Genomic DNA, 23,203 nt, shown 5'->3' with positions numbered 1-23,203 from the left:
GGACCAGTGGCCGACAACGCGCGGGCGAAAAGGCTGGCGGACCTCATCCGGGAGGTGGTGGCCCAGAAGCTGCAGCGCGGGATCAAGGACCCGCGGCTCGGCTCACACGTCACCATCACGGACACCCGGGTCACGGGTGACCTGCGGGAGGCGACCGTCTTCTACACGGTCTACGGCGACGAAGAGGAGCGCAGCGCCGCCGCGGCGGGCCTGGAGAGCGCCAAGGGCATCCTGCGCTCCGAGGTGGGCCGCGCGGCCGGGGTGAAGTTCACGCCGACCCTGACCTTCGTCGCGGACGCCCTGCCGGACACCGCCCGGACCATCGAGGACCTCCTCGACAAGGCCCGGCAGTCCGACGAGAAGGTGCGCGAGGCGGCCACCGGCGCCACGTACGCCGCCGGTGCCGACCCCTACCGCAAGCCGGCGGACGACGACAGCGACACGGACGGCGACGCCACCGAATGACCCAGGAGCACACCACGCCCGACGGCCTCGTCATCGTCGACAAGCCGTCGGGCTTCACTTCGCACGACGTGGTCGCCAAGATGCGCGGGATCGCGAGGACCCGCCGCGTCGGCCACGCCGGCACCCTCGACCCGATGGCCACCGGCGTCCTGGTCCTCGGGGTCGAGCGCGCCACCAAGCTCCTCGGGCACCTCGCGCTCACCGAGAAGGAGTACCTGGGCACCATCCGCCTGGGCCAGACCACCCTCACCGACGACGCCGAGGGCGAGATCACCTCGTCCACCGACGCCTCCAAGGTGACCCGGGACGGCATCGACGCCGGCATCGCCAAGCTCACCGGCGAGATCATGCAGGTGCCGTCCAAGGTCAGCGCCATCAAGATCGACGGCGTCCGGTCGTACAAGCGGGCCCGCGAGGGCGAGGAATTCGACATCCCCGCCCGGCCGGTGACCGTCTCCTCCTTCGCCGTGTACGACGTCCGGGACGCGGTCGCCGAGGACGGCACGCCCGTGCTCGACCTGGTGGTGTCGGTGGTCTGCTCCTCCGGCACCTACATCCGCGCCCTGGCGCGCGACCTGGGCGCCGGTCTCGGCGTGGGCGGCCACCTCACCGCCCTGCGCCGCACCCGGGTCGGCCCCTACAGACTGGACGAGGCCCGGACCCTGGACCAGCTCCAGCAGGAGCTGACCGTGATGCCGATCGCCCAGGCCGCGGACGCCGCGTTCCGGCGCTGGCAGGTCGACGCCAAGCGGGCCCGGCTGCTGCTCAACGGCGTCCGGCTGGAGATGCCCGAGGAGTACGCGGGCGCCGGTGCGGTGGCCGTATTCGGTCCGGAGGACCGCTTCCTCGCGCTCGTCGAGGAGCACCGGGGCAAGGCCAAGAGCCTGGCCGTCTTCGGCTGAGCCCGGCCGGCCCCCGCGGCCGTCCGCCGTGGAGCGACAGCCGGCCACGGGCCGGACGCCGCTCCGCGGTCCCCCCTCTTCCCCCGTCCCCAGGGCTGTCCACCAGCCCCCGTTCATTCACCCGGCCGGCCGGGCGCTCGGAGTGAACCGGGGGAGCGGAAGGGGGCGCGTTCACCGCGAGAACTGTCCTGGCCTGCCCCGCGTGCCTACGGTCGGGGCAGGGCACGGGGACGGGCGGGGAGGTACGGCCATGGCGGAACGGGGCCCGCGCACCCAAGGCGGGTGCCGGGAGCGGGTGGAACACCGGTACGGCGAGCCGGTACCCGGCGTACCGGCCGTGCACGGCGACGTCCCCGGCCTCGCCCGGTCCACCGGCACCGACCCCGCCCTCGTACGGATCGCGGACCCGGCCGGCCGCCCCCTCGGCCTCGGCTTCCTCGCCGACCACGAGGGCACCCTGCTCACCAGCCACGAGACCGTCGAGGGCCGGCCCCGGCTGCTGCTGGAAGCCCCCGGCGAGCGCCCTCGCGCGGTCACCGCCGACGCGGTCACCCCGCTGCCCCGCCTCGGCCTCGCCCTCATCCGCACCGAGGGCCTCGGCGCGGACCCGCTGCCGCTGACCGTACGGCAGCGGATCGACGCGGGCAGCTACGTACGGATCGCCGCCGGCTGCTGGCGGCAGGCACGGGTACTGGCCGCCACCCGGGCCGCGTACACCGCCGGGGACGGCCCCCACCTCCTCGACGACGTGCTGGAGCTGGCCATCGGCACGGCGGGCCGGGACGCGCTGCGGCCCGGCGGGGGAGCGGCCGGGGGACCGGTGTGCGACGCCCGCACCGGCGCGGTCGTCGGCGTCCTCGGCACCGCCCTCGCCACCGAGGGCCGCGAGGCGGTCCTCGCGGCCCCGCTGCGGCCCGCCGACGGCGCCCTCGCCGCGCTGCTCGCCCGCAACGCGGCCACCGTCCCCGCCTACGGCGCCGACCTCAACCTCGCCGGCATCCTCCAGCTGACCACGACCTCGGTGGGCCAGGACGGCCCCCCGGGCGCCGCCGACCCGATCGAGCGCCCCGGCACCGCCCGGGAGCTGGCCGCCTTCACCGACGGCGACCGGCCCGTGCTCGGCCTGGTCGGCGCCCCGGGCAGCGGCCGCACCACACAGCTCGCGGTGCTGGCCGTCCACCGCGCCCGGGGCGAGCGACCCGCGCCGACGCTGTGGCTGCGCGGAGCCGACCTGGCGGCCGGCGACGGCTCGGTGGCCGACGCCGCCAGCCGCGCCCTGGCCCGCGCCGCCCGGATCGTCGCCGCGTCCCGCGCCGTCCGCCCCGAGGACCTGGGCGACGTCACCCCGGACCACCTGGCCCGCCTCGCGGCCCGGGCCGGCCGCCCGCTGCTGCTCCTCCTCGACGGCCCCGAGGAGATGCCCCCCGACCTCGCCCACCGGCTGTCCGAGTGGGCCCGGGGCACGGCCGACTGGCTCCACCGGGCCGGGGCCCGCCTGGTGGTGGCCTGCCGGGAGGAACACTGGGAGCGCGCGGGGCGGGCGTTCCCCGGCGACCTGCTCCACGCCCCGGCGGCCGGCCGGGGGACCGCCCTGCCGCCGTGCCTGCCCCTCGGCGACCTCACCGCCGACGAGGGGCGCCGGGCACGCGCCCGGTACGGCGTCCCGGACGGCGCGCTCGCCGACCGGGACACCCGGCACCCGCTCACGCTCCGGCTGCTGTCCGAGGTCCGGGCCGCCGCCCCCGACACCCCGCTGCCCGCGCCCCTGGACCGGCACGACGTCTACGCCGCCTACCTCGACCTGGTGTGCCTGCGCGTCGCGGTCCGCCTCGCCGCCGCCGGCGGGCTGCGCGGTACGGCCGTGCGGCGGCTCGCCGCGCGGGTGGCCGGGCAGGTGCACGAGGCGGCCCGGCGCAGCCTCGGCCCCGGGCAGGGCGAGCTGGACCGGGAGTCGTTCGAGGCCCTGTTCCCGTGGGGGCCCGCCCCCGCCGGCCTCGGCGCCGGCGCCGGCTGGGCCTCCGCCGTCCTCGCCGAGGGCCTGCTCGTCCCGGCCGGCGACGGCTACCGCTTCGCCCACGAGGACCTGGCCGACTGGCTGCACGGCATGCACCTGGACCTCGACGCGGCCCTGCGCGCCCTGCTGCACCCGCCCGGCGAACGGCCCGTCGAGCCCCGCACCGCCCCCGTGCCGCACCACCGCGTCGGCCCCGTCGTCCAGTCCCTGCTGTTCCTCGCCCGCCGGCACGGCACCGACCGACTCGCCTCACGCTTACAGGAGTTGGCCGACGCCCTGGACCGCGACACCGGCTCCTGGTGGGCCGCCCGGCTGCTCGCCCGGACCCTGCTCCAGCTCCCGGACGCGACCCCGTACACCCCGGTGCTGCGCCTGCTCGCCGACCGGATCGTCACCTGGCACCACGGCCGGCGGCCCGTCCCGGCCGAGTTCGGCCCCGCCTTCTGGACCGCGCTGCCCGTCCCCGACGCCGAACGCCTGGACCTGCTGCGCCGCCTCCTCCCGGCGGACCCGGCACCGTCCGCACCGGCCGCCCGCCACCTGGACGCCGTCGCCGCACTGCTCGCCGCCGCACCCGGCGTCGTACAACCCCTGCTCACCCACTGGTTCACCGACGAGCGCCCGCTGCCCGCGACCCCGCACGCCACCGTGGCCACGGCCGCGCAGGCCCTGCTGCACACCCACCGCCACCACGCCCCCGACGACCTCACCGAGGCGCTGGCGGACTGCCCCCACCCGCGCGCCCGGGAACTGCTCGCCGCCCTCGCCGAGGACGAACCGCCGGCCCTCTGCCGGGCGGCCGACCGCTGGGCGCACGACGAACGCCCCGCCCGCCGGGCCGCCGCCGTCGCCTTCGGACTGCGCGCCGCCCCGCACGTCCGCACGGCGGCCGACCGCGCCCTGCTGCGCCGCGCCGCCCTCGCCGTGCTCGCCCGCCCCGCCGACCACGCCCTGTTCGGCGGCGCCCGCGCCGTACTGGTCCACGACCCGGGCACCCGCGACCGCCATCTGCCCGCGGCCCTCGGCCACTTCGCCGAGGGCGACCCGCGGATCCCGCCGGGCGCCCTCGCCCCGGCCCTCGCCACGCACCCCGAACCGGTCCTGGAGGCCTTCCGCGCCCGGCTGCGCACCGGCGACGCGGGCGGCTGCGCGGACGCCGCCCTGCGCGCCCTCGCCGGGACCACCGCCCCCGCCCTCGCCCGGCCGGTCGCCGCACTGCTCCGGGAGGCGGTGGAACTGCGCCCGGAGACCGCCGGGCCCCTCGCCCGCCGCGTCCACCGCCTGCTCGACCGGGGCCCCGCCGCCCGGCCCGTGCTGCTGCCCCTCCTCACCGCCCTGCTCGACGGCGGACCGGAACCCCTCCGGGCTGCCCTCGCCACCGTCCTGGCCGGCACCGGCACGCCCGCCTCCCGCCCGCTCCGCCGCGAACTGCTGGAGTTCCTGCTCGACCGGGAGGCGGATGCGGCCGTCCTGGACGCCGTCCTGCACGCGGCGGCGGCCCGGGAGGACACCGGCGGCGGACCGGACGAGGAGGAGACCCGGCACCTGCTCCACCGCACCGGCCTGCTCCTCGCCCGCACGCCCGAGGGCGCCGCCCGCTGCGACCGGGCCCTGTCCGGCCTCGTCCGGCACGTGCCCGGCTTCGCCGCGCGGCTGGCCCGCTGGCTGGCCGGCGCCCCCGACGACTGGGCCGCCGTGGTCGGCCCCGGCACCCGCCGCGTGCTGGAGAAACCGGCGGGCGTGCGCGTACCGGCCTGAGGGAATGCGGGACGGCCACGGGCGGACCCCGACCGGCCTGGGCGGATACGGGGCATACGCGCACCGGCCGGGGCGGCACCCCCGACGTGCGCCCCGTCACAGCCCCCATGCCGATGCTGGCGCGGAGCACCCGGCATGGCACCCTTAGACCTGCACAACGAGGTCAAGACAGACACGGACAAGGGTTCGAGGAGCGGTCACAGTGCAGCGCTGGCGTGGCTTGGAGGACATCCCCCAGGACTGGGGGCGCAGCGTCGTCACCATCGGTTCCTACGACGGCGTCCACCGCGGCCACCAGCTGATCATCAAGCACGCCGTCGACCGCGCCCGCGAACTGGGCGTGCCCGCCGTCGTCGTCACCTTCGACCCGCACCCCAGCGAGGTGGTCCGCCCCGGCAGCCACCCGCCGCTGCTCGCCCCGCACCACCGCCGCGCCGAGCTGATGGCCGAGCTGGGCGTCGACGCGGTCCTCATCCTTCCCTTCACCACCGAGTTCTCCAAGCTGTCGCCCGCCGACTTCGTGGTGAAGGTCCTGGTGGACAAGCTGCACGCCAAGGCGGTCGTGGAGGGCCCCAACTTCCGCTTCGGCCACAAGGCCGCCGGCAACGTCGGGTTCCTCACCGAGCAGGGCAAGACCTACGACTTCGAGGTCGAGGTCGTCGACCTGTACGTCACCGGCGCGGCGGGCGGCGGCGAGCCGTTCTCCTCCACGCTGACCCGCCGCCTGGTCGCCGAGGGCGACGTCGCCGGCGCCCGCGAGATCCTGGGCCGCCCGCACCGTGTGGAGGGCGTCGTCGTCCGCGGCGCCCAGCGCGGCCGGGAACTGGGCTTCCCGACGGCCAACGTCGAGACGCTCCCGCACACCGCCGTCCCCGCCGACGGCGTCTACGCGGGCTTCCTGCACGCCCAGGGCGAGGCCATGCCGGCCGCCGTCTCCGTCGGCACGAACCCGCAGTTCGACGGCACCGAGCGCACGGTGGAGGCGTACGCCATCGACCGCGTCGGCCTCGACCTGTACGGCCAGCACGTCGCCGTCGACTTCCTCGCCTACGTGCGCGGCCAGGCGAAGTTCGATTCCCTGGACGCCCTGCTGGAGCAGATGGCCGAGGACGTCAAGCGCTGCAAGGAGATCGTGGCGGCGGAGGGGTAGTCCCCGCCTGCTCGCTCCCCGTCGGCTCGCACGACGCGAAAGGGCGGCCGGTGCCCGGTGCACCGGCCGCCCTTTTCCGTGCGTCCCTACTGCTGCGGGGGCGGCGCCTGCGGCGGCTGCTGGCCCGGGTACGGCCGGGGGCCGCCCTGCGGCTGCCCGGGCTGCGGGTAACCGCCCGGCTGGGCCGGGTACGGCTGCTGCGGCGGGGCGTACGGCTGACCGGGCGCCTGCGGGTACGGCTGACCGGGCGCCTGCGGGTACGGCTGGCCCGGCGCCTGCGGGTACGGCTGCCCCGGCGCCTGGGGATACGCCTGGCCGGCTCCGTAGGGCTGCTGGTCGGGCGCGGCCTGGCCCGGCATCGGCGGGGCGGCCACCGGCGGCGGGTTGCCGTCGCTCGTCCACAGTCCGTGCGCCTGCTGGTGCCGGGTGAAGTCCTCGGCGACCAGCGCCGCGAGGTTGAAGTACGCCTCGCGCGTCTTCGGCCGCATCATGTCGAGGTCGACCTCGGCACCGGCGGCCAGGTGCTCGTCGAACGGCACGACGACGACCCCGCGGGTGCGGGTCTCGAAGTGCGCCACGATGTCCTCGACCTTGATCATCTTGCCGGTCTCGCGGACCCCGGAGATCACCGTGAGCGACCGGGAGACCAGGTCGGAGTACCCGTGCGCGGACAGCCAGTCCAGCGTCGTGCTGGCGCTGCTCGCACCGTCCACGGACGGTGTGGAGATGATGATCAGCTGGTCGGCGAGGTCCAGCACCCCGCGCATCGCGCTGTACAGCAGGCCGGTGCCCGAGTCGGTCAGGATCACCGGGTACTGCCGGCCGAGGACGTCGATCGCCCGCCGGTAGTCCTCGTCGTTGAACGTGGTCGAGACGGCCGGGTCCACGTCGTTGGCGATGATCTCCAGACCGGAGGGCGCCTGGGAGGTGAACCGCCGGATGTCCATGTACGAGTTCAGGTACGGGATGGCCTGGACGAGGTCGCGGATGGTGGCCCCGGTCTCCCGGCGCACCCGGCGCCCGAGCGTTCCCGCGTCCGGGTTGGCGTCGATCGCCAGGATCTTGTCCTGCCGCTCGGTGGCCAGGGTGGAGCCGAGCGCGGTCGTCGTGGTCGTCTTGCCGACACCGCCCTTGAGGCTGATGACCGCGATCCGGTAGCAGGACAGCACCGGCGTGCGGATCAGCTCCAGCTTCCGCTGCCGCTCGGCCTCCTCCTTCTTCCCGCCCAGCTTGAACCGGCCGCCCGCCGCGGTGGGCCGGCCGCTCTTCGTCTTCTGCCTCTTGTTGTTGAGCAGCCGGTCCGAGGACAGCTCCACGGCGGCGGTGTAACCGAGCGGCGCGGCACCGGGGTTGGTCGGCTGCCGCTGGTCGTGCCGCACGGCCTGCGGCCACGCGGCCCCGGTGCGCGGATCGACCGGCGCCTGCGGGACCCCGGGACCGGCGGGACCGGACTCCGCGCCCTGCGGGGGCTGCGGGAAGCCGTAACCGCCGGGCGGGGTGGACGCGTTGGGGCCCGGCTGCGGACCGGCCGCCGGTGCGGTGGGCTGGTCCGGCTGGGGGGCCGGGGGCTGCGGGAAGCCGTAACCGCCGGGCTGCGCCGGGGGGATGGGGACGCCGGGCTGGGGGAAACCGTAGCCGCCGGGCGGGGTGGGCGCGTTGGGGCCCGGCTGCGGACCGGCCGCCGGTGCGGTGGGCTGGTTCGGCTGGTGGGGGGTGGCGGGCGGCCGGCTCGGGTCGTGCGGCTGGTGCCACCCGGCGGGCGCGGGCTGCGGGGGCTGCGGCTGGAACGGCGGCTGCGCGCCGGGCGCACCGGCCGGACCCTGCCCGTCCGCGGGCTGCGGCTGCCGGCCCGGCATCGGTCCGGGCTGCTGCGGCCACTGGGCGGCGGGCGCGGGGGCGGCGGGCTGGTACGCGGGCGGCAGCGGCGGCAGCCCGTCCTGCGGCGGAGGCGGCGGCGTCCAGCCGGGCTGGGCACCCTGTGGAGCCGGGGGAGCGGGCGGCACGGCGCCGTACGGGGCACCGGCCCCGGGCTGCGGGGCCACCGGGGGCTGCGGGAAGCCGTAGCCACCGGGCTGGGGAACGGGGGGCTGCTGGGACGCGGGGGGCTGGGGGAATCCGTAGCCCCCGGGCTGGGGAGCGGTGGGCTGCGAGGCGGCGGGCTGCGAAGTGCCCGGCTGCGGGACGTCCGTGGAGGGCGGCGCGGCGGGCTGCCGGGCGGCGTCGTGCGGGGCGCCGGCGGCCGGGGTGCCCTCACCCGGAACGCTGTCCTCGGACGTGCTGTCGCCGGGCTCGCTCTGCCGAGCCGTGGCCTCCTGGGCAGGGCCGTCCTGGCCGGTGCCGCTCTGAGCCGTGTCCGCCTGCGCGGTGCCGTCCTGAGCCGTGCCGTCCTGCACCGTGCCGTCCTGAGCCGTCCCGTCCGCCGGGACGGCGTCCGGCCGCTCCGGCGCGGCGGAGCGCGCGGGGTCGGCGGCGCCCTCTCCGGCGCCGTCCTCCTCGGCGGTCTCCCCGGCACGCCCGCCGACCGTGCCGTCCTCCGCCACGGAACCCTCGGCGGCAGCCGGTTCCGCGTCCTCCCTGCCGTCCTCGGCCGCCTCTGACGCGCCGTCACCAGCGGCGAAGGTGTCGGTGGCGGCGGCCTCCGCCGCGGCGCCCCCGTCCGCGGCGCCCTCGCCGCCCCGGGACTCCCCGGCCCCGGCACCGGCCCCGGCGCCCTCTGCCGAACCGACCGCGGTCCCGGCCTGCTTGACCTCGGCCGCCGCGCGCTCGGCGAACTCGGCCAGTTCGCGCTTCAGGGCGCCCGCGGAGAACCGCATGGTCGCCCCGCTCTCCAGGTCCCCGTTGTCCGTCTCCGACTCGCCCGCGCCGGGGGCGGCCGGCACCTCCTGCCCGGCCGGCTGCGGCTGCTGCGGTTCGAAGCCCTCGGGCAGCCGGGGCATCGGGACGGGGCCGCCGGCCGGCGGCGCGGGCTGCGCGGCCGGGGCGTACGGCGCACCTGTCGGGGCGGGCGGTGCGTACGGCGTCCCCTGCGGGGCGGGCGGTGCGTACGGTGTCCCCTGCGCGGGCGTGGCCCCGTGCGAGGGAGCGGGCGGCGGATACGCGGCGCCCTGCCCAGGGGTGTACGGAGCCCCCGGCGGCGGAGCGAACGGAGTGCCCTGCTCGGGCGTGCCCGTCGGCTGGGGGGCCGCCGGCGGCACGGCACCCGGGGCCGGCGGGCTCGCCGGGAACGACGGCACCCCGGCGCCGGCCGGGGCGCCCGGGTCGGCGAAACCGCCCGCGCCCGAGGAACCCCCCTGCGTACCGGAGGCGTTCTGCGTGTACCAGGCGGGGGGAGCGTAGTCGATGGTGAACTCGCCGGTGGTCTCGACGGCCTCCGCGTCGGGCTGGTCATCGCCGGGTGTGTCCCAGCCCCCGCGCATCCCGTCCCGATCGCTGCTCACAATTCCTCCTGGTGTGGTCGAGCACCCTCATGCCGTGCCGGGGCGACCATGTCGTGTCGTACCGAGTCGTCCGTAGTCGTTCGGGGCGGTCCGACTCGCCGGCCCCCCCGGGACACCGACGCCCGGCCCACGGGTCCTGCCATCGCGCCCGCTCCCAGCCTAATCACCGGAAGCCGCACCCCGGCAGGCCCGCCCGCCTCTCCGCGTCCGCCCACCGGCCCGGCGCCCGCCCGGAGGCGCCCCACCCGTCCCACCAGGCCACCAGGACGCCCTGACAAAAGGGACGGGGAAGGGCAGTTCAGTCCATCCGGCGCGGGGTGCCCAACAATCCGATCTCGGCGTCCGTGGGTTGCGTCAGCACGTACTGCCGGTCACGGTCGGAGCACCACAGGGTGACCCCGTCGGGCAGCGCCGGCAGCGACTCCACCTCGGTCCGCGACAGCCCCATCGTGCGCCCCAGTTCGGCCGCCTCGTCCGGCGAGACCCGCTGGATGCCGGCGAGCCGCGCCTGCCGCAGCAGCCGGGGCGCGACCGGACTGAGGTACGGCAGCAGCGTCAGTACCGACTGCCAGGGACCCGACACCACCCGGCCGCGCGGGGGACGCATACCGCAGTCCCGCACCACGAGCACCGGCGTACCGGCGGAGGCGCCCTGCGGCGGGACGCGCCCGACGTCGTACACGGACAGGCCGTTCTGGCCGCCGCCCATCGCGTGCACCATCTGCATCCAGGCCTGCGGCCGGCCGGTCTCCACGGCGACCCGGGCTCCCGTGGCGGCGGAGCGCAGCGCCAGCACCTGCGCGGTCCACAGGCCGCCGATCAGGACGACGTCGTAGGGCGTGGGCCGGTTGATGCCGAGCACGGCCGGCTGTCCCTCGGCGTCGACACCGGCCACCACCCCGTCGTCCCCGATGGGCAGGGCCAGCGCGTCCAGTTGACCAACCGGCAGCCCGTGCCGGCCGTGCCGGGGCCCGATCAGGCCCAGCCCGCGCCGCAGCCGGTCCACCGCGCGCCGCGGCCCGGACGGCTCGCGTGCCCCCGGCGCCGCGGGGGCCGCCGGAGCCGTCCCGGAAGGAGTCGTCGGAGTCGTCGTCACCGCGCACCTCCGAGGGGCAGAGTGGCCAGCATGCCGGGCAGCTGCTCGCGGTCGAGCCGGGCCAGGCCCGCCCCGGACTGCCGGGCGGCGTCCTCCAACGCCCGCCGCGCGGCCACGAGTTCGTCGTCGCTGCGCCCGGTCACCCGCAGGTGCCCGCACAGCGACACCTCCTGCCGCTCCCCGGGGGCGAGCGTCAGACTGAAGGTGGTCGCCAGGGCCGGCACCGCCGTGACCCGGGCGACGAACTGGGGCAGGGACTCGGCCCGGCCGCCGCCCAGCGGGGGCCAGCGCCGCACCCAGTACGTGGTGTGCCGCCGGTTGTCACAGCGCCAGCTGCGCCCCGACTCCTCCGTGCGCCGCTCCCGGGTCTCGCTGCGCCCCGCCTCCGCCGTGACCAGCGGATTGGCGCAGGCCGAGGTCGCGAGGGCGGCGACCAGCTCCTCCTCGTCCAGCACCCGGGCCCGGAAGCCCGCACCGGTCAGCCGGCTCGCCAGATGGTCCGCGGCCCGTACGACGCACTTCTGCGCGCCCTCCAGCCCGCCGCCGCGCGCGGCCACGGCCTCCGCGCACAGTTCGGGGTCCAGCTTCAGCGCGATCCAGGTGATGCGCACGGCCGGGGCGCCGGTCTGCTCCTGCAACGGGACGTAGTTGGCGACGGCCACCGACTGCTGGGGCAGGTGCAGCGCGGGCGCCGGCTGCGTGTGCAGCACGATCTGCGCGGACTCCAGGCGGATCCCGTCCACCTCCAGCGCGTCCCGGACCAGCCCCAGCGGCAGCGGCTGGCGGCTGCGCTCGGCGCGCAGCGCGGTCGCGTCGGCCTCCACCTGGAGCACGGCCGTGACGAACGTGCCGTCCCCGACGATGCCGGCCGGCCGCCGGTCCCGCGCGCCGTACGAGTACGTGCGCAGGGCCGGTTCGCACTCCACGGCGGGGACCAGTCCGGGTTCCGTGCCCGGCGGTACCGGGGTGTCCGCGGCCCGCTTCTGCCGTGCCCGCAGCTCCCGCGCGGTGGCGAGCCACTCCGGCAGGGACCGGCCCCGCCGCCGTACGAAGGCCAGCAGGACCAGCACCAGCGCGAGCACCGCCGCCGGCACCAGGGCCGCCATGCCGACCGCCCAGCCGACGAGCAGCACGGCCGCCGCCAGCTCCACCAGCACGAGCCGTTGCAAACGGAACGAGCCGGCCTGGCCCGGGCGTTGCCTGAGGCCGGGCGTGACCTGCTGGCGGTCGCCGCCGCGCCGGGCGGACGCACCGCGCGGCGCGGATCCGGACCCGGCCGCGCGGCCTCGTGCCGCCGACCGGCCGCGCGCTCGCGTCCGCGTTCCGGAAGCCATCACTCCATCCCCCCGATTTGCTCACAACTCGCTGGAACCAGGCCACTGAACAAGGCCCTTGAGGGCCCAGGTACCCTACCCGCTCCACGAGACCCGCTCCGTAGAAGGCATAGTAGGGGCCGGGTCCGACAACGGAGGGCGGGGGAGCGTGGTCCCCGGGCGCGCTCCGCGTGAGTCACGGGGAGAAACAGGCACAGATGGCATCTCGGCGGGACCAACTCAACGCCTACACCTTCGCGAAGCGCCGCATGCTCGCGTCGTTCGTGCAGTCGTCACCGGATGCCTCCGACGAGGGAGCCCCCCGGCCGCTGCGCGCGATCCTGCCCGGCGCGATCGTCGGCGTGGTGGTGCTGGCGGCCTTCGGTGCCTGGGGCATGTTCAAGCCGACCGCCCCGCAGGGCTGGGACGCCCCCGGCCAGAAGGTGATCATCGCCAGCAAGTCCACCACCCGGTACGTCGTCCTGAAGACCAAGGACAAGGTGCAGCTCCACCCGGTCCTCAACATGGCCTCGGCCAAGCTCGTCCTCGACACCCAGAACGACGTCGACGTGGTCACCGTCGACGAGTCGGTCCTCGACAACGGCGAGATCCCGCACGGCGTCACCATCGGCATCCCCTACGCCCCCGACCGGCTGCCCTCCGGCAAGGAGGCCGGCGCGGCCAAGGAGTGGGCGGTCTGCGAGCGCCCGAGCGGCAGCGGCGGCTCCGTCCAGAAGGCCGCGTTCGTGCTCGCCGACCGGGACCGGGACAAGCTCCGCGGCAGCCGGCAGAAGCTGCGCGGCGGCGAACTCCTCTACGTCGCCACCCCGGACAAGAAGCAGTACGTGGTCGACGCGCACGGCCGGGCCTACCCCGTGGCCGCCGACGACAGCCTGCTGCTCCAGACCATCGTGGGCGCCGACCGCACCCCTCAGCGGGTGAGCAAGGCGTGGATCGACACCCTGCACCCGGGCGACCCGATCAGCTTCCCCTCGGTCACCGGCGTGCCCGCCGCCGCCGCGAACGCCCCCGGCCAGCTCGACGAGGGCGCCAACCGCGTCGGCATGGTGCTGCGCGCCCCCGTCAACGGCCACGAGCAGTACTTCGTCGTCCTGCCCGGCCGGGTCGCCCCCGTCTCCGACTTCGTCGCCCAGCTCCTGCTGGCCAGCACGGACCTCGTGAAGCTCGGCCAGAACGGGCACGCCCAGGAGGTCAGCGCGGGCGCCATCACCCGGGGCGCGCCCTTCGCCGCCGACCACACCTGGCCCACCGAGAAGCCCAGCGCCGTCAACGACCCGGCCCCGGCCGACGGCAGCCGCAACACCGTCTGCAACGTCCTCCACCACGTCGACCCCGACAACGGCGCCACCACCCTGAGCACCTGGGCCGGCACCGACTTCCCGGCGGTGCTGCCCACCGGCTCCTCCAGCGCCTACGTCACCGCCGGGTCCGGCCAGCTCTACCGCCAGTTCCAGGGCCGGGAGACCAAGGCCGGCCCGGTCTTCCTGGTCACCGACACCGGCCTGCGCTACGCCCTGCAGTCCAACGACGACAGCGCCGGCGACGACAAGGGCATCGGCGTCTCCGCCAAGCAGCGCAAGCAGCTCCAGCAGGAGGCCAAGCTGGCGCAGACCCGCCTCGGCTACGCGGACGTCAGCCCCGCCCCCATCCCCGCGCCCTGGTCGGAGTTCCTGCCGACCGGCCCCCGCCTGTCGACGGCGGCGGCCCGCCAGCCGCAGGGTTCCTGAGGGGGACGACGATGACGTCCACGTTCCGCGCCCGTACGGCCCTGGCGGCGGCCACCGCCGTCGCCGCCACCCTGCTGGCGGCGCCCGCGGCCACCGCGGACTCCGCTTCCGACCAGTGCACGTTCGACAAGACCAACCACAAGTACGCCGGCACGCCCTGGGCGCTGCAGCGCGTCAACCTCGACGAGCTGTGGACCCAGTCCAAGGGCAGGAACGTCAGGGTCGCCGTCATCGACACCGGCGTCGACACGGCCAACCCGCAGCTCTCGCACGCCGTCGACGCGTCCCGGGGGGCCAACTTCCTCCCCACCAAGGACAAGGAGGGCCAGCCCCTCGACCGCGGCAACAGCAAGGGCACCACCGACACCGTCGGCCACGGCACCCGGGTCGCGGGCATCATCGCGGCCCGCCCCATGAAGGGCACGGGCTTCGTCGGGCTCGCCCCCGAGGCCACCATCATCCCGATCAAACAGAACGACGCGGACGGCAACGGCACGGCCGCCACCCTCGCCCGGGCGATCCGGCACGCGATCCGGGCCAAGGCCGACGTCATCAACATCTCCCAGGACACGGCCAACGCCGTCCCGCCGGACGACGACCTGCGGCGCGCGGTCGACGAGGCCCTGGCCGCCGACATCGTCGTGGTCGCCTCGGCCGGCAACGACGGCCTCGGCGGCAACCGGAAGAAGACGTACCCGGCGTCCTACCGGGGAGTCCTCGCGGTGGCGGCGTCGGACCGCAACAACGAACGCGCGGCCTTCTCCCAGTCCGGCGACTTCGTCGGCGTGGCGGCCCCCGGCGTCGACATGATCTCCACGGTCCCCAAGGGCGGGCACTGCCCCGACAACGGCACGAGCTTCTCCGCGCCCTACGTGGCGGGCGTGGCCGCGCTGATCAAGGCCAAGCACCAGGACTGGACGCCCCGGCAGATCGTGGCCCAGATCGAGCAGACCGCCGAACGCTCCATCGCCGGCCACGACCCCCTGGTCGGCTGGGGCGTGGTGGACCCGGTCAGGGCCCTCACCGAGGACGACCACCCCATCGAGTCCCCGCACCCCGACGCGGGCCTCACCCACGCGGAGGCCCCCACCCCCGCCCGCCTCACCCTCGGCGAGACCCCGCGCGAACGCACGGCCCGCGTCGCGACCTACGTCGCCGTGGCCGTGGCGGTCCTGGTGGCGGGCCTCGGCGGCGCGGCGGTGGCGGTCCGCGACGCCCGCCGCCGGCGCCGCGGCCTGCGGGAAGGCAGGCCGTGGACGCGCTGAACAAGCTGAACGTCCTGTCGCTGGTGCTGTCCGCGGTGCTGGTGGCCATGGCCTGCGTCAAGTCGGACCGGGTCCGCTCCTGGCGCGCGAACGTCAACCCGTCGGCCCCGGAACTGCCCGACTCCGCCTTCGTCGTGGCCCGCGTCCTCTTCCTCGGCATGGCGGGCATGGGCGTCTACCTGGCCGTCCAGGGCTTCGGCGTCTCCGACGACGCCTCATGGAGCGACGGCGAGCTGACCGGCGCGGTCCGCCGGGCAGCCGACGACCTGGACGGCTACACCTTCCGGGCCGACGACGCGGGCACGCCCCTGGCCTTCACCGACTACGCGTCACTGATCGAGGAGAAGGTCATCCGGTACGGCGGCGGCGACGCCCCGGAGTACGGGGTGACGGTCGAGCCGGCCGAGACCAACACGAAGGCGAAGGCGTCCTTCACCATCACCGCCGACGGCACGGACACCGCCTTCTGCACCCACCTCGAGCGCACCCGCTCCAAAGAGGACGACTACACCCCACCGGGCATCACGGGCGGCGAGGGAACCCTGACGTACCAGGGCTACCGCCTCGAAACCTCCCTGCGGAAGGGCGAGTGCTGACGGGGCACGCCCACCCCCCTTCCACCCGAAAGAGGGAAACCCCTCAACCCGGCATCCCCGCCGACGGCCGCTCGCCCGCCTCCGCCTGCTCGGCCCGCTGCGCGAAGACGTCGGCGAACCGGTTCAGATAGGAGTCGGTCATGCCGACCTGGGGGCCGGTCTCGGCCATGGACAGCATGATGACGCTGCCCACCCGTGCCTGGACCAGCAAGCCCTTCGATCCCTTGGCCATCGAGGAACTGAGACCGGCCACGGCGTTCCGCCGGTCGCCGATGTTCCCGGCCGACACGGTGCCTGCTTCCGGCACCCACTGCTTCCACGCCTTCCAGACGGTCCAGTACGCGGCCCGGGCCGTGTCCTCGTCGCGGTACGTCTGGACGAGGAAAGAGATGTCCGGCTTCCCCTCCTGGTGATAGGCGGCCACGCCGAAGAAGCGAACTCGCGCGCAGGAGTTCTGCCCGGCTGTGTCGTGGCACCGGCCGATGCCCATCTCCTTGGCCTTCTTCAGCGAGTAGGCGACCGGCTCCAGGGAGGCCTCCCACCCCGGCAGGGACACGGCGTCCGGCAGCACGGCTTTGGCCCGGCCGGCATCGAGGGACGAGACCCCTCCGGGGCTCCCATCCCCACACCCGCCCAGCAGCACGAGACAACCCGCGACCGCCACGGCGGCCCGGCTCACGCTCACCCCGTCACCTTGGCGGGCGCGTCGCACTTGGCCTGCCGGTGCGCGAACGACGCGGCGTTCCGGGCGAGCGCGATCAGCCCATCCCGCACCTCCGCACCCGAGGCACCACCTCGCTGCCTGAGCTCCACGACGACGCTCAGATGCTCCCGGGGGCCTTTGTCACGGCACGGGACGTAAACGGCCGCGATCCTCTCCGAAGCGACCGCCTTGTCCCCGGCCCGGAACGGCGTCACGGAGGAGGGCACCGCGGCATTCCCGAGCACGTCGTCCACCCACTCCCCGGCATTGTCGTAGCCCTGCATCCGGGCCGTCGCCACGAGAAGCATCTTCCCGTCCCCCTTGACGAAGCAGGACGTCTCATACGTGCGATCCGTGTCATCGATGCGGCGATGCATGATCTGGTCATCGAACGAGTACGACGTCTTCCCGGGGAGGATCCTCCGCAGCGCGGCAGCCGAGTCGGCGGGGGATCCCAAGGTCCTGCACGCGGCGGAGGTCGTGATCTCCCCCTTCTCTCCTCCGAACGGGACAGCGCCACACGCGAAGGCCAGTCCGCCCCCCAGGGCCACTACGCCCACGACGCCACCGATGAGCGAAAGCAACGATCGGTTACGCATGGCGGTGACGCCGTCTCTCACGCGCATTCACGGGACCGCCCGACGGCTTCGGTGAACGCGGCCGACAGCTTCTTCATGGCGGAGGGGTCGCCGCGGTCCGGGTCGTCGACCCGGATCGAGGTGTACAGAAGATGCCGGGCGTGGCCGGGATTCCTGCAGCCCTTGACCAGTTTGACAGCGCCTGTTCCGGTGTAGAAGAAGTCGTCGTCGGCCGACTGCGCGGCCTTGTCGGTCTCCGGGTTGGCGGTGACGACGGTCGACACGTCGACGTCCTCCTCCCACCACTGGAGATCGGCCGTCACCGCCCACGTTCCGTCCACGTCCACCCGGCAGATCTTCCTGGTGGGAACCGGCTGCGTTTCCAGCACCTTGACCTTTTTGCCCGCCGGAAGGAAGGGGGAGAGAAGGCCGGGGTCCACCGACGCGCCACACAGGGCTCTGGGTACGGCGTATTCCTTCTTCGCCGCAGGCTCCGAGCACGCCGACGCCAAGCCGAACGCCGCGACGGCCACGGTGCCGGCCACGGCACGGCGAGCCCATGTGCGCCCGGCCTTCCTCGGTCGGTTCGACATCGGCATCAGATGTCCGTGACGAGTTCGGGCCCGACCTGCTGCATGTAGTTGCCACCCTCCATGAACCCCTTGGAGGAGGAGTCCTCCGCCCAGGAGGCTACGTCATCGGTATTACCGATGTGGTAGGCCTTGGCCGCGTCGTAAGCGGCCTTCCTGGTGTACTTCATGTTGTTCTCGTTGCCGAGCTGCCAGTTCTCGCCCATCTTGCTGCCGGCCTCTTCCTTGGCGCTGCCCTCGGCGTCCTTGAAGAGTTCTTCCAGCATCATGCTGGTCGCGGTTCCGGCCGCGCCGCCGACGCCGGCGCCGACTGCCGGTGACGCGATGAAGGAAGTACCGACACCGACACCGGTACCGACCGTTCCCGACAGGAGGTTCTTCCACTGGGCGACCGAGTGGTCGAAGTCCTTGTCCTTGGCGTCGGCCGGGCCCGCGACCGCTTCGTTCCGTCCCATGGCCAGGGTCCCGGAAACCTGGCCGGAGTGCCGCGCGATATCACGTACCGTGAGTTCCGGATCCTGGTGTGGACGTGCGCTTTCGGGCAGGTCCGGATTCAGGTGGTATTCCATCAACTTGCCCATGTAATTCTTCTGGCCCACCTCGACGGCCGCATACCCGTTCGGGTCCTGGCCGACGGCGAAGAGGAAGCGCGTCACTTCGCGACGATCGAGTTCGGCCTCCGTGCCCTGGACGGGGTAGAGCTTCTGAATGCGATCCCAAGCCGCCTGGCCGTCCGCGTCGTTCTTCCCGGGGTGCTGGTCGACGTCGGTGGTCGCACGGTCGATGTCCGGAAGGTACTCCGAGGCGATCTGACCGATGCTGTCCGACATGTACCCGTGATCCGTGAGGCGTCCGTTGTCGTCCGAGATCGAGGACACGATGTCCTCGAACAGCTTGGCCTGTCCCGGAGTATGCGCGGGGGTGTCCTCTGTGGGCAGTTCGCCCGCGGGATGGCCTGTGGCCGCCGCCTCCAGAGCCGAAGCGAGGTTGTTGCGGCCGTCCGTGCTCTCGCCGCGGCTCAGGTCGCTGTTGCTCTCGTGCGGCCAGTCCCGGTCCTCGAAGAGGTACTTGAAGTTGGAGACCGCGTGCTTGTGGTCCCCGTCCTTCGGGATGAAGTCGTCGTTGAAGAAGTCGGTCGCCGCACCCGGGTTGTTCGAGAGACCCTTGAGGTAGCCCGACAAGGGGTCGAAACCGGAGTCGCCCTTCATGTGGTTGAGGTACGGGCTGAACCCCATCCGCTGCCAGGCCCCGTGCTTCCCGTCGTCCGTGAACTTCCGTTCCGTCTCCATGAGGCTCTTCCCGTACTGCTTCATGAAGTCGTCGTCGTAGTCGCCCACGCGCATGAGGTTGCTCATGACCTGGAACCCGAGCAGGCCGCCGCGCTTGCCGCCGACCTCCTGGTCGCCGAGGTCGACCATGCGCCGCTTCCACTCGGTCATGTCGGCCGTGTCGCTCTGGCTGGCCGTGGCGAGCGTGAGCCCGAGGTTCTTCTGCAACTCGCCCAACTGGTCGCGCCGTGCGTGGTTCACGTCCCACGCCACCTGGGGGTCACTGACATCGGCCCAGAAGGAGAGGGTCTTCTCCGGCCCGAGGTCCTTCGCGAAGCGCTCCGAGAACAACGGATCGTCGTGGTACTTCTTCAACCCGGCGTTGAGCCGGTCGAAGTCCTCCACCGACAGGTCGTCGATGTCCTTCTTGGCCAGCTTCGCCAGTTCGTCGGCTTCCTTCACGGCCGCCGCCGCGGTGTCCCGGTCCTTGTAGCCGGCGTCCGAGAAGCCCATCCGGGCCTGGTCGACGATCGCCATGAGGACGTCCTTGGCCGAGTTGTCGCTCTCGGTGGCCTTGCTGAGGATGCCCTGGATCTCGTCGCGGAGGTCGTCGACGTCCTTCTGGTTGGTCGCGCTCTTGTTGCCGCTCGGGTCCGAGCCCCAGTCGGGCCGCGTGTTGCCCATGACCGTGAACTTGCCGCCGCCCGCGTCCGTGACGGTGAGGTTCTTCTTCTGGCCGCGCGAGACGGCGTCCGTCAGCTGCTGGTGGAACGTCTTCAGCTCGTCCCGGGTGTCGAGCAGGATCTTGTAGATGGTGGTGGCCTGCGTGTGGGCGTCGCCGAACTCGCCGGCCGTCTTCCCGATGAACTGCTTGGAGACCTGGGCGTTCACGCCGGCCCAGTCGGCCGCGTTGGCGGCCTTGTGCAGATCGTCTTCGGCGTCCTTCTTGAGGTCCGCGAGGTGGTTCACCAGCGTCGACCAGTCGCCGACGGCGTCGTCGAGCAGCTTGAAATTGGCGTGGTAGAGGGCGTTGAAGTCCATTGGTGGTCGTCCCAGGGAGAGCGTGGCGGCGGTGTGATCGTCTGCGTCGTCGACAACCGGCGCCGCTATTCCTTCTTCTTGCCCTTGTCCTTGCCGTCGTCGCCGTAGTCGTTCTTCGCGCCCGGCGCCCCCACCCGCTCGTCGAAGCCGTCGTCCAAGGCGTCGATGCTGCTCATCTGGCGCTGGATGTAGTGCTCGTCGTTCGCGTGCACGGCCTTGGTGGTCTGCATGTGGTTGGAGATCTGGGCGCAGGCGTCCATCAGCGACTTCAGCTGCTCTTCCCAGCGGTTCGAGACGTGCTGGAGGCCGGCGCCGAGGGCGAAGCCCTGCTGGGTGAGGTCGCCGGCCGCGGAGTCGCTGCTCGGGGTCGCCACGCGGGCCTTGTCCCACAACTGGTCGTAGAGGTGGTGGGCGGCGCTGCCGATCTTCTCCAGGTCCTTGTGGCCGACCTTGAGGTCACCGGTCTTGCTGGGGAGGACATAGGGGCCGTAGGTGCCGCCGCCCCCGTCGACGTGGTTGAGCTGCATATGTGCCGACTGTCCCTGGGCAGCCTGCGCCTTGAGCTGCTCCCATTCGTCCCATCCCATGGAAGGGCCCCTTCCCCCGTGGTTAGTCCGGTGCCGGGTCAACCTAGCAACCAACGCCAGGGAAAATTTGCGCCATGTCCGCCATGTGCGACCTGTCGGGCGTGAAAATTCGGCGGAGAGTACCGCCTGAGGGGCCGGTTTCAGGGTTTCCGGGTTCCGGTGCGGGGTAACCCCCGGCCCGTGCGTGTGAAGCTTCTGAGTAGATACCGAAGCTCTTCTGTCGTTATTGACCGTCTTGTCGCCATCCGGCGCACCGTGAGCCGGTCACTTCGGGACACCATCGCAACTGAACTGTCGCAGAGTTCAGTTGGCCACCATTTAGGCAGTGACTACAGTGGTCCGCGATGGATCGACGGCGCGGCCGGCTCCCGCCCGATCCGTCCAGCACTACCAACGGGGAAACGGGGAAGGGGTCGCGGTGGGCGACGGTGGCGGCTCGGGCATGAGGCGCGGCATTGATGCGCTGCAGGAGTTCAAGGACAAGCTCGACGGCGCGCTGACGGAGTACGAGGGCGGGCACGGAGGCCCGTCCCAGATAGCGCAGCAGACACTCAGCCGGTCGTCGTTCGGCGGCACGAACGCCCCGTTCGACGAAGCGGGGGACCTGCACACGGCGTACGAGACGGTCCACTCGCGCCTCACCCACCTTTCGAAGACTCTCGGAATGCACATCGAGGCCCTGAAGCTCGCCTCGCACGCGGCGGATGCCACCTACGACGGGACCGAGGACGAGGTCCACCGTCGGTTCTGGCGGATCCGCACGGAACTCGACGCGCAGTACCAGGACGAAGCGCAGAAGGGCACTGCCGCCGGCAAGCAGGGGGCGGAAGGCAAGTCGACGGGGAAGACGGACCTCACGTGAGCGACGACTGGAAGCAGAAACCCGAATACAAGTCCGCCGCGCAGCAGGTCGACAAGGAGGTCGGCCAGCAGGTCGCCCCCATAACGACCGCGCAGAACGTACTGGCACACATGCCGCTCTTCGGCGGTGTCCGGGTCAACCTCGTCGGGTCGACGAACTTCGAGGGCCACAAGCTCAACGACATGATCGACCTGGTCGAGCATGCCAATCCCGAGCACCTGGAGCTGACCAGCAAGTCCCTGTTCGACGCCGGCAAGGCCATCCGCAAGGCCGCAGCGGACCTTGAGCAGCACCTCAGGGTCGACTGGGAGGGCGAGGGCGCCGAGGCCTTCCACGCGTACACGCAGAAGCTCATCCACTACACCAACAGCCTCGCGGGATACGCCGACGCGGCCGGCACCCACATCTCCGTAGCGGCCACGGGGCTCGCCTCGGCCCGCAGTTCCATGCCGCCCAGGGACACCCGCCCTGCGGCCGAGCAGAAGCTGCCCACCGAGCTGCCCAAGGCCAAGCAGGTCGACAGCAACCCGGACTACGCGGCCGCGCTGAAGGTCGAGAAGAACCGGCAAGAGGCCATCAACCAGATGAACCGGCTCGCCTCGTATTACAAGGTCGCGGCGACGGACCTCAGTAAGGAGAAGGAGCCGGAGCCGATCGAGCCCATTCCGAACGTCGGAGTGCCTACACGTTGGCGTGACGACCAGAAGCGAAGGTACGGTTCGGGACCCGAGGCGTCATCGGCATCGAACCCTACTGCCGCGGTTCGGGGCGATGCCGGTGAAGGTTACGCCGGTACGACCACGTCGAACGGGACAACGGCCCACGGGCACACCCACGTTCCGCCCCTCAAGGAAGTCCACGAGCCCGGTGCGCCCTCCGGCCACGACGTCGGCACGGAGATCAACACCACGACCACCCTGCCTCCGCAGGCACCCACCACTCCGTCGCCCAGCTCTCCGACGCCGACTCTGCCGACGACCAGCGGCGGCGGCCCGGTGCCACCGCTGCCCACCGGGCCGATGGCACCCCCTGTCACGCCGACCGGCCGTACCCCCGGCTACGGGCCGAGCGGCCGCCCCCCGGTGACCGCGCAGGGGCGTACCGGCCCTGCGGGTACCGGAAGCGGCCGAGGACAGCAGGGGCCGGCGGGTCAGTCGGGGCGTACCGTCTCCACCGGCCGGGTGCCGCAGGGACCGAATGGCCAGACCGGGCGGTCCGTACCGGGCGGCCGGGTCCCGCAGGGCCCGACGGGCCAGGCTCATGCCACGGGGCGCGCGACCCCGGTGGGCCAGCAGGGCGCACGCGGCCCTGTTCAGTCAGGGCGCACTCCGGTAGGCCGTCCCGTCACCGGCGGTACGCCGAGGACGACCGGGACCCCTGGTGGACGTCCTGGTGCAACCGGTCCCGCGGGTCCAGCGCGCAACGGCGTCGTGGGTGGCAAGCCCGTCACGGGCCGTACGCCCGGATCCACGGCCGGTCCCCGGGTCCCGCGCGGTATGGTCGTCGGCGCCGAGGAGCCGACCTCCTCCACGCAGCAGAAGGGCGCCCTGAGTCAGCGAGGCGTCGTCGGCGCCCCCACGGCGAAGCCGGAGACCGGTGCGGGCCAGGCGGTGCTGCGCTCGGCGAGCAACCCCGAGGGCGCCATTGGGGCGCCCCGTGGTTCCGCGAAGGGTTCCGAGTCCGGCACTTCGGGGCTCGGCCGCGGTGCCGTGGGGGGCCGCCAAGGCTCGGACAGCGGGGCTGGTCGTAGCCGCGGGACTGCCGAGAGGGAACAGCGCCGCCCGTCCCAGCAGCGGCGCGACGCGCCCCACACGAGTGACTGAACGAGCG

General features: G+C 73.6%; 17 protein-coding genes and 2 pseudogenes. 10 read left to right on the top strand and 9 right to left on the bottom strand.

Going from position 1 to position 23,203, the window contains the following annotated elements:
- Positions 1-6 precede the first annotated feature (6 nt).
- The 4 genes from rbfA to ACZ63H_RS07935 all read left to right on the top strand — a co-directional run bounded on the left by rbfA (position 7) and on the right by ACZ63H_RS07935 (position 6,289).
- Positions 7-465 carry a 30S ribosome-binding factor RbfA gene (rbfA, locus tag ACZ63H_RS07950; protein WP_469862957.1) on the top strand — a complete coding sequence of 153 codons (459 nt, stop codon included), beginning with the start codon at positions 7-9 and terminating at the stop codon, positions 463-465.
- The gene (gene truB, locus ACZ63H_RS07945) at positions 462-1,367 is read left to right on the top strand and encodes a tRNA pseudouridine(55) synthase TruB (RefSeq protein WP_469862956.1); all 906 of its coding nucleotides are present in this window, start codon (positions 462-464) and stop codon (positions 1,365-1,367) included. The genes rbfA and truB overlap by 4 nt, the downstream gene beginning before the upstream one ends.
- 250 nt (positions 1,368-1,617) lie before the next feature.
- On the top strand, positions 1,618-5,139 hold the full coding sequence (locus ACZ63H_RS07940; RefSeq protein ID WP_469862955.1) for a trypsin-like peptidase domain-containing protein: 3,522 nt from the start codon (positions 1,618-1,620) through the stop codon (positions 5,137-5,139).
- A 202-nt stretch (positions 5,140-5,341) separates the two neighbouring features.
- Positions 5,342-6,289 (top strand): bifunctional riboflavin kinase/FAD synthetase, encoded by a 948-nt coding sequence (locus tag ACZ63H_RS07935; RefSeq protein WP_469862954.1) that lies wholly within the window; start codon positions 5,342-5,344, stop codon positions 6,287-6,289.
- A gap of 86 nt (positions 6,290-6,375) precedes the next feature.
- Here the strand turns inward: ACZ63H_RS07935 and ACZ63H_RS07930 are convergent.
- A pseudogene (locus tag ACZ63H_RS07930) lies at positions 6,376-7,380 on the bottom strand (MinD/ParA family ATP-binding protein); the annotation flags it as partial.
- A 279-nt stretch (positions 7,381-7,659) separates the two neighbouring features.
- On the opposite strand from ACZ63H_RS07930, the gene ACZ63H_RS07925 reads away from it, so the two are divergent.
- Positions 7,660-8,886 (top strand): pentapeptide repeat-containing protein, encoded by a 1,227-nt coding sequence (locus tag ACZ63H_RS07925; protein WP_469863072.1) that lies wholly within the window; start codon positions 7,660-7,662, stop codon positions 8,884-8,886.
- 762 nt (positions 8,887-9,648) lie between these two features.
- Here the strand turns inward: ACZ63H_RS07925 and ACZ63H_RS07920 are convergent.
- The 3 genes and pseudogenes from ACZ63H_RS07920 to eccE all read right to left on the bottom strand — a co-directional run.
- Positions 9,649-9,705, bottom strand: a pseudogene (locus tag ACZ63H_RS07920) (hypothetical protein); the annotation flags it as partial.
- Positions 9,706-10,024: 319 nt separating this feature from the next.
- Positions 10,025-10,822 carry a hypothetical protein gene (locus ACZ63H_RS07915; RefSeq protein ID WP_469862953.1) on the bottom strand — a complete coding sequence of 266 codons (798 nt, stop codon included), beginning with the start codon at positions 10,820-10,822 and terminating at the stop codon, positions 10,025-10,027.
- Complete coding sequence (eccE, locus tag ACZ63H_RS07910) at positions 10,819-12,156, bottom strand: type VII secretion protein EccE (protein WP_469862952.1); 1,338 nt, start codon at positions 12,154-12,156, stop codon at positions 10,819-10,821. Before eccE ends, ACZ63H_RS07915 begins: the two co-directional genes overlap by 4 nt.
- Positions 12,157-12,353: 197 nt before the next feature.
- Between eccE and eccB the strand changes: the two genes are divergently transcribed.
- The 3 genes from eccB to ACZ63H_RS07895 are packed head-to-tail and all read left to right on the top strand — an operon-like array spanning position 12,354 to position 15,744.
- A complete protein-coding gene (gene eccB / locus ACZ63H_RS07905; RefSeq protein WP_469862951.1) occupies positions 12,354-13,883 on the top strand; it encodes a type VII secretion protein EccB in 1,530 nt (509 codons plus the stop codon).
- Between the two features lie 11 nt (positions 13,884-13,894).
- Positions 13,895-15,148: a type VII secretion-associated serine protease mycosin gene (gene mycP, locus ACZ63H_RS07900; RefSeq protein ID WP_469862950.1), complete on the top strand. Its 1,254-nt coding sequence runs from the start codon at positions 13,895-13,897 to the stop codon at positions 15,146-15,148.
- Positions 15,136-15,744 (top strand): hypothetical protein, encoded by a 609-nt coding sequence (locus tag ACZ63H_RS07895; protein WP_469862949.1) that lies wholly within the window; start codon positions 15,136-15,138, stop codon positions 15,742-15,744. The genes mycP and ACZ63H_RS07895 overlap by 13 nt, the downstream gene beginning before the upstream one ends.
- 43 nt (positions 15,745-15,787) lie before the next feature.
- Here the strand turns inward: ACZ63H_RS07895 and ACZ63H_RS07890 are convergent, their stop codons facing one another.
- The 5 genes from ACZ63H_RS07890 to ACZ63H_RS07870 form a co-directional block, all read right to left on the bottom strand.
- A complete protein-coding gene (locus ACZ63H_RS07890) occupies positions 15,788-16,423 on the bottom strand; it encodes a hypothetical protein (RefSeq protein ID WP_469862948.1) in 636 nt (211 codons plus the stop codon).
- A 2-nt stretch (positions 16,424-16,425) separates the two neighbouring features.
- On the bottom strand, positions 16,426-17,067 hold the full coding sequence (locus tag ACZ63H_RS07885) for a hypothetical protein (RefSeq protein WP_469862947.1): 642 nt from the start codon (positions 17,065-17,067) through the stop codon (positions 16,426-16,428).
- Positions 17,064-17,570 carry a hypothetical protein gene (locus ACZ63H_RS07880; RefSeq protein WP_469862946.1) on the bottom strand — a complete coding sequence of 169 codons (507 nt, stop codon included), beginning with the start codon at positions 17,568-17,570 and terminating at the stop codon, positions 17,064-17,066. The genes ACZ63H_RS07885 and ACZ63H_RS07880 overlap by 4 nt, the downstream gene beginning before the upstream one ends.
- Positions 17,571-17,623: 53 nt before the next feature.
- A complete protein-coding gene (locus ACZ63H_RS07875) occupies positions 17,624-19,924 on the bottom strand; it encodes a hypothetical protein (protein ID WP_469862945.1) in 2,301 nt (766 codons plus the stop codon).
- Positions 19,925-19,989: 65 nt separating this feature from the next.
- Positions 19,990-20,511 (bottom strand): hypothetical protein, encoded by a 522-nt coding sequence (locus ACZ63H_RS07870; RefSeq protein ID WP_469862944.1) that lies wholly within the window; start codon positions 20,509-20,511, stop codon positions 19,990-19,992.
- A gap of 442 nt (positions 20,512-20,953) precedes the next feature.
- Here ACZ63H_RS07870 and ACZ63H_RS07865 point away from each other — a divergent pair, with 442 nt between their 5' ends.
- Positions 20,954-21,373: a hypothetical protein gene (locus ACZ63H_RS07865; RefSeq protein WP_469862943.1), complete on the top strand. Its 420-nt coding sequence runs from the start codon at positions 20,954-20,956 to the stop codon at positions 21,371-21,373.
- Positions 21,370-23,196, top strand: coding sequence for a collagen-like domain-containing protein (locus ACZ63H_RS07860; protein WP_469862942.1), 1,827 nt, complete (start codon positions 21,370-21,372; stop codon positions 23,194-23,196). Before ACZ63H_RS07865 ends, ACZ63H_RS07860 begins: the two co-directional genes overlap by 4 nt.
- Positions 23,197-23,203 lie beyond the last annotated feature (7 nt).

Source organism: Streptomyces sp. NPDC104831, from assembly GCF_055583025.1.
This window is presented reverse-complemented; position numbering and strand designations above follow the sequence as displayed.

Coding starts and splice junctions, on each gene's coding strand:
- truB (WP_469862956.1), top strand. CDS start 462: ATGACCCAGGAGCACACCACGCCCGACGGCCTCGTCATCGTCGACAAG.
- ACZ63H_RS07940 (WP_469862955.1), top strand. CDS start 1,618: ATGGCGGAACGGGGCCCGCGCACCCAAGGCGGGTGCCGGGAGCGGGTG.
- eccE (WP_469862952.1), bottom strand. CDS start 12,156: ATGGCTTCCGGAACGCGGACGCGAGCGCGCGGCCGGTCGGCGGCACGA.
- eccB (WP_469862951.1), top strand. CDS start 12,354: ATGGCATCTCGGCGGGACCAACTCAACGCCTACACCTTCGCGAAGCGC.
- mycP (WP_469862950.1), top strand. CDS start 13,895: ATGACGTCCACGTTCCGCGCCCGTACGGCCCTGGCGGCGGCCACCGCC.
- ACZ63H_RS07875 (WP_469862945.1), bottom strand. CDS start 19,924: ATGGACTTCAACGCCCTCTACCACGCCAATTTCAAGCTGCTCGACGAC.
- ACZ63H_RS07870 (WP_469862944.1), bottom strand. CDS start 20,511: ATGGGATGGGACGAATGGGAGCAGCTCAAGGCGCAGGCTGCCCAGGGA.
- ACZ63H_RS07865 (WP_469862943.1), top strand. CDS start 20,954: ATGAGGCGCGGCATTGATGCGCTGCAGGAGTTCAAGGACAAGCTCGAC.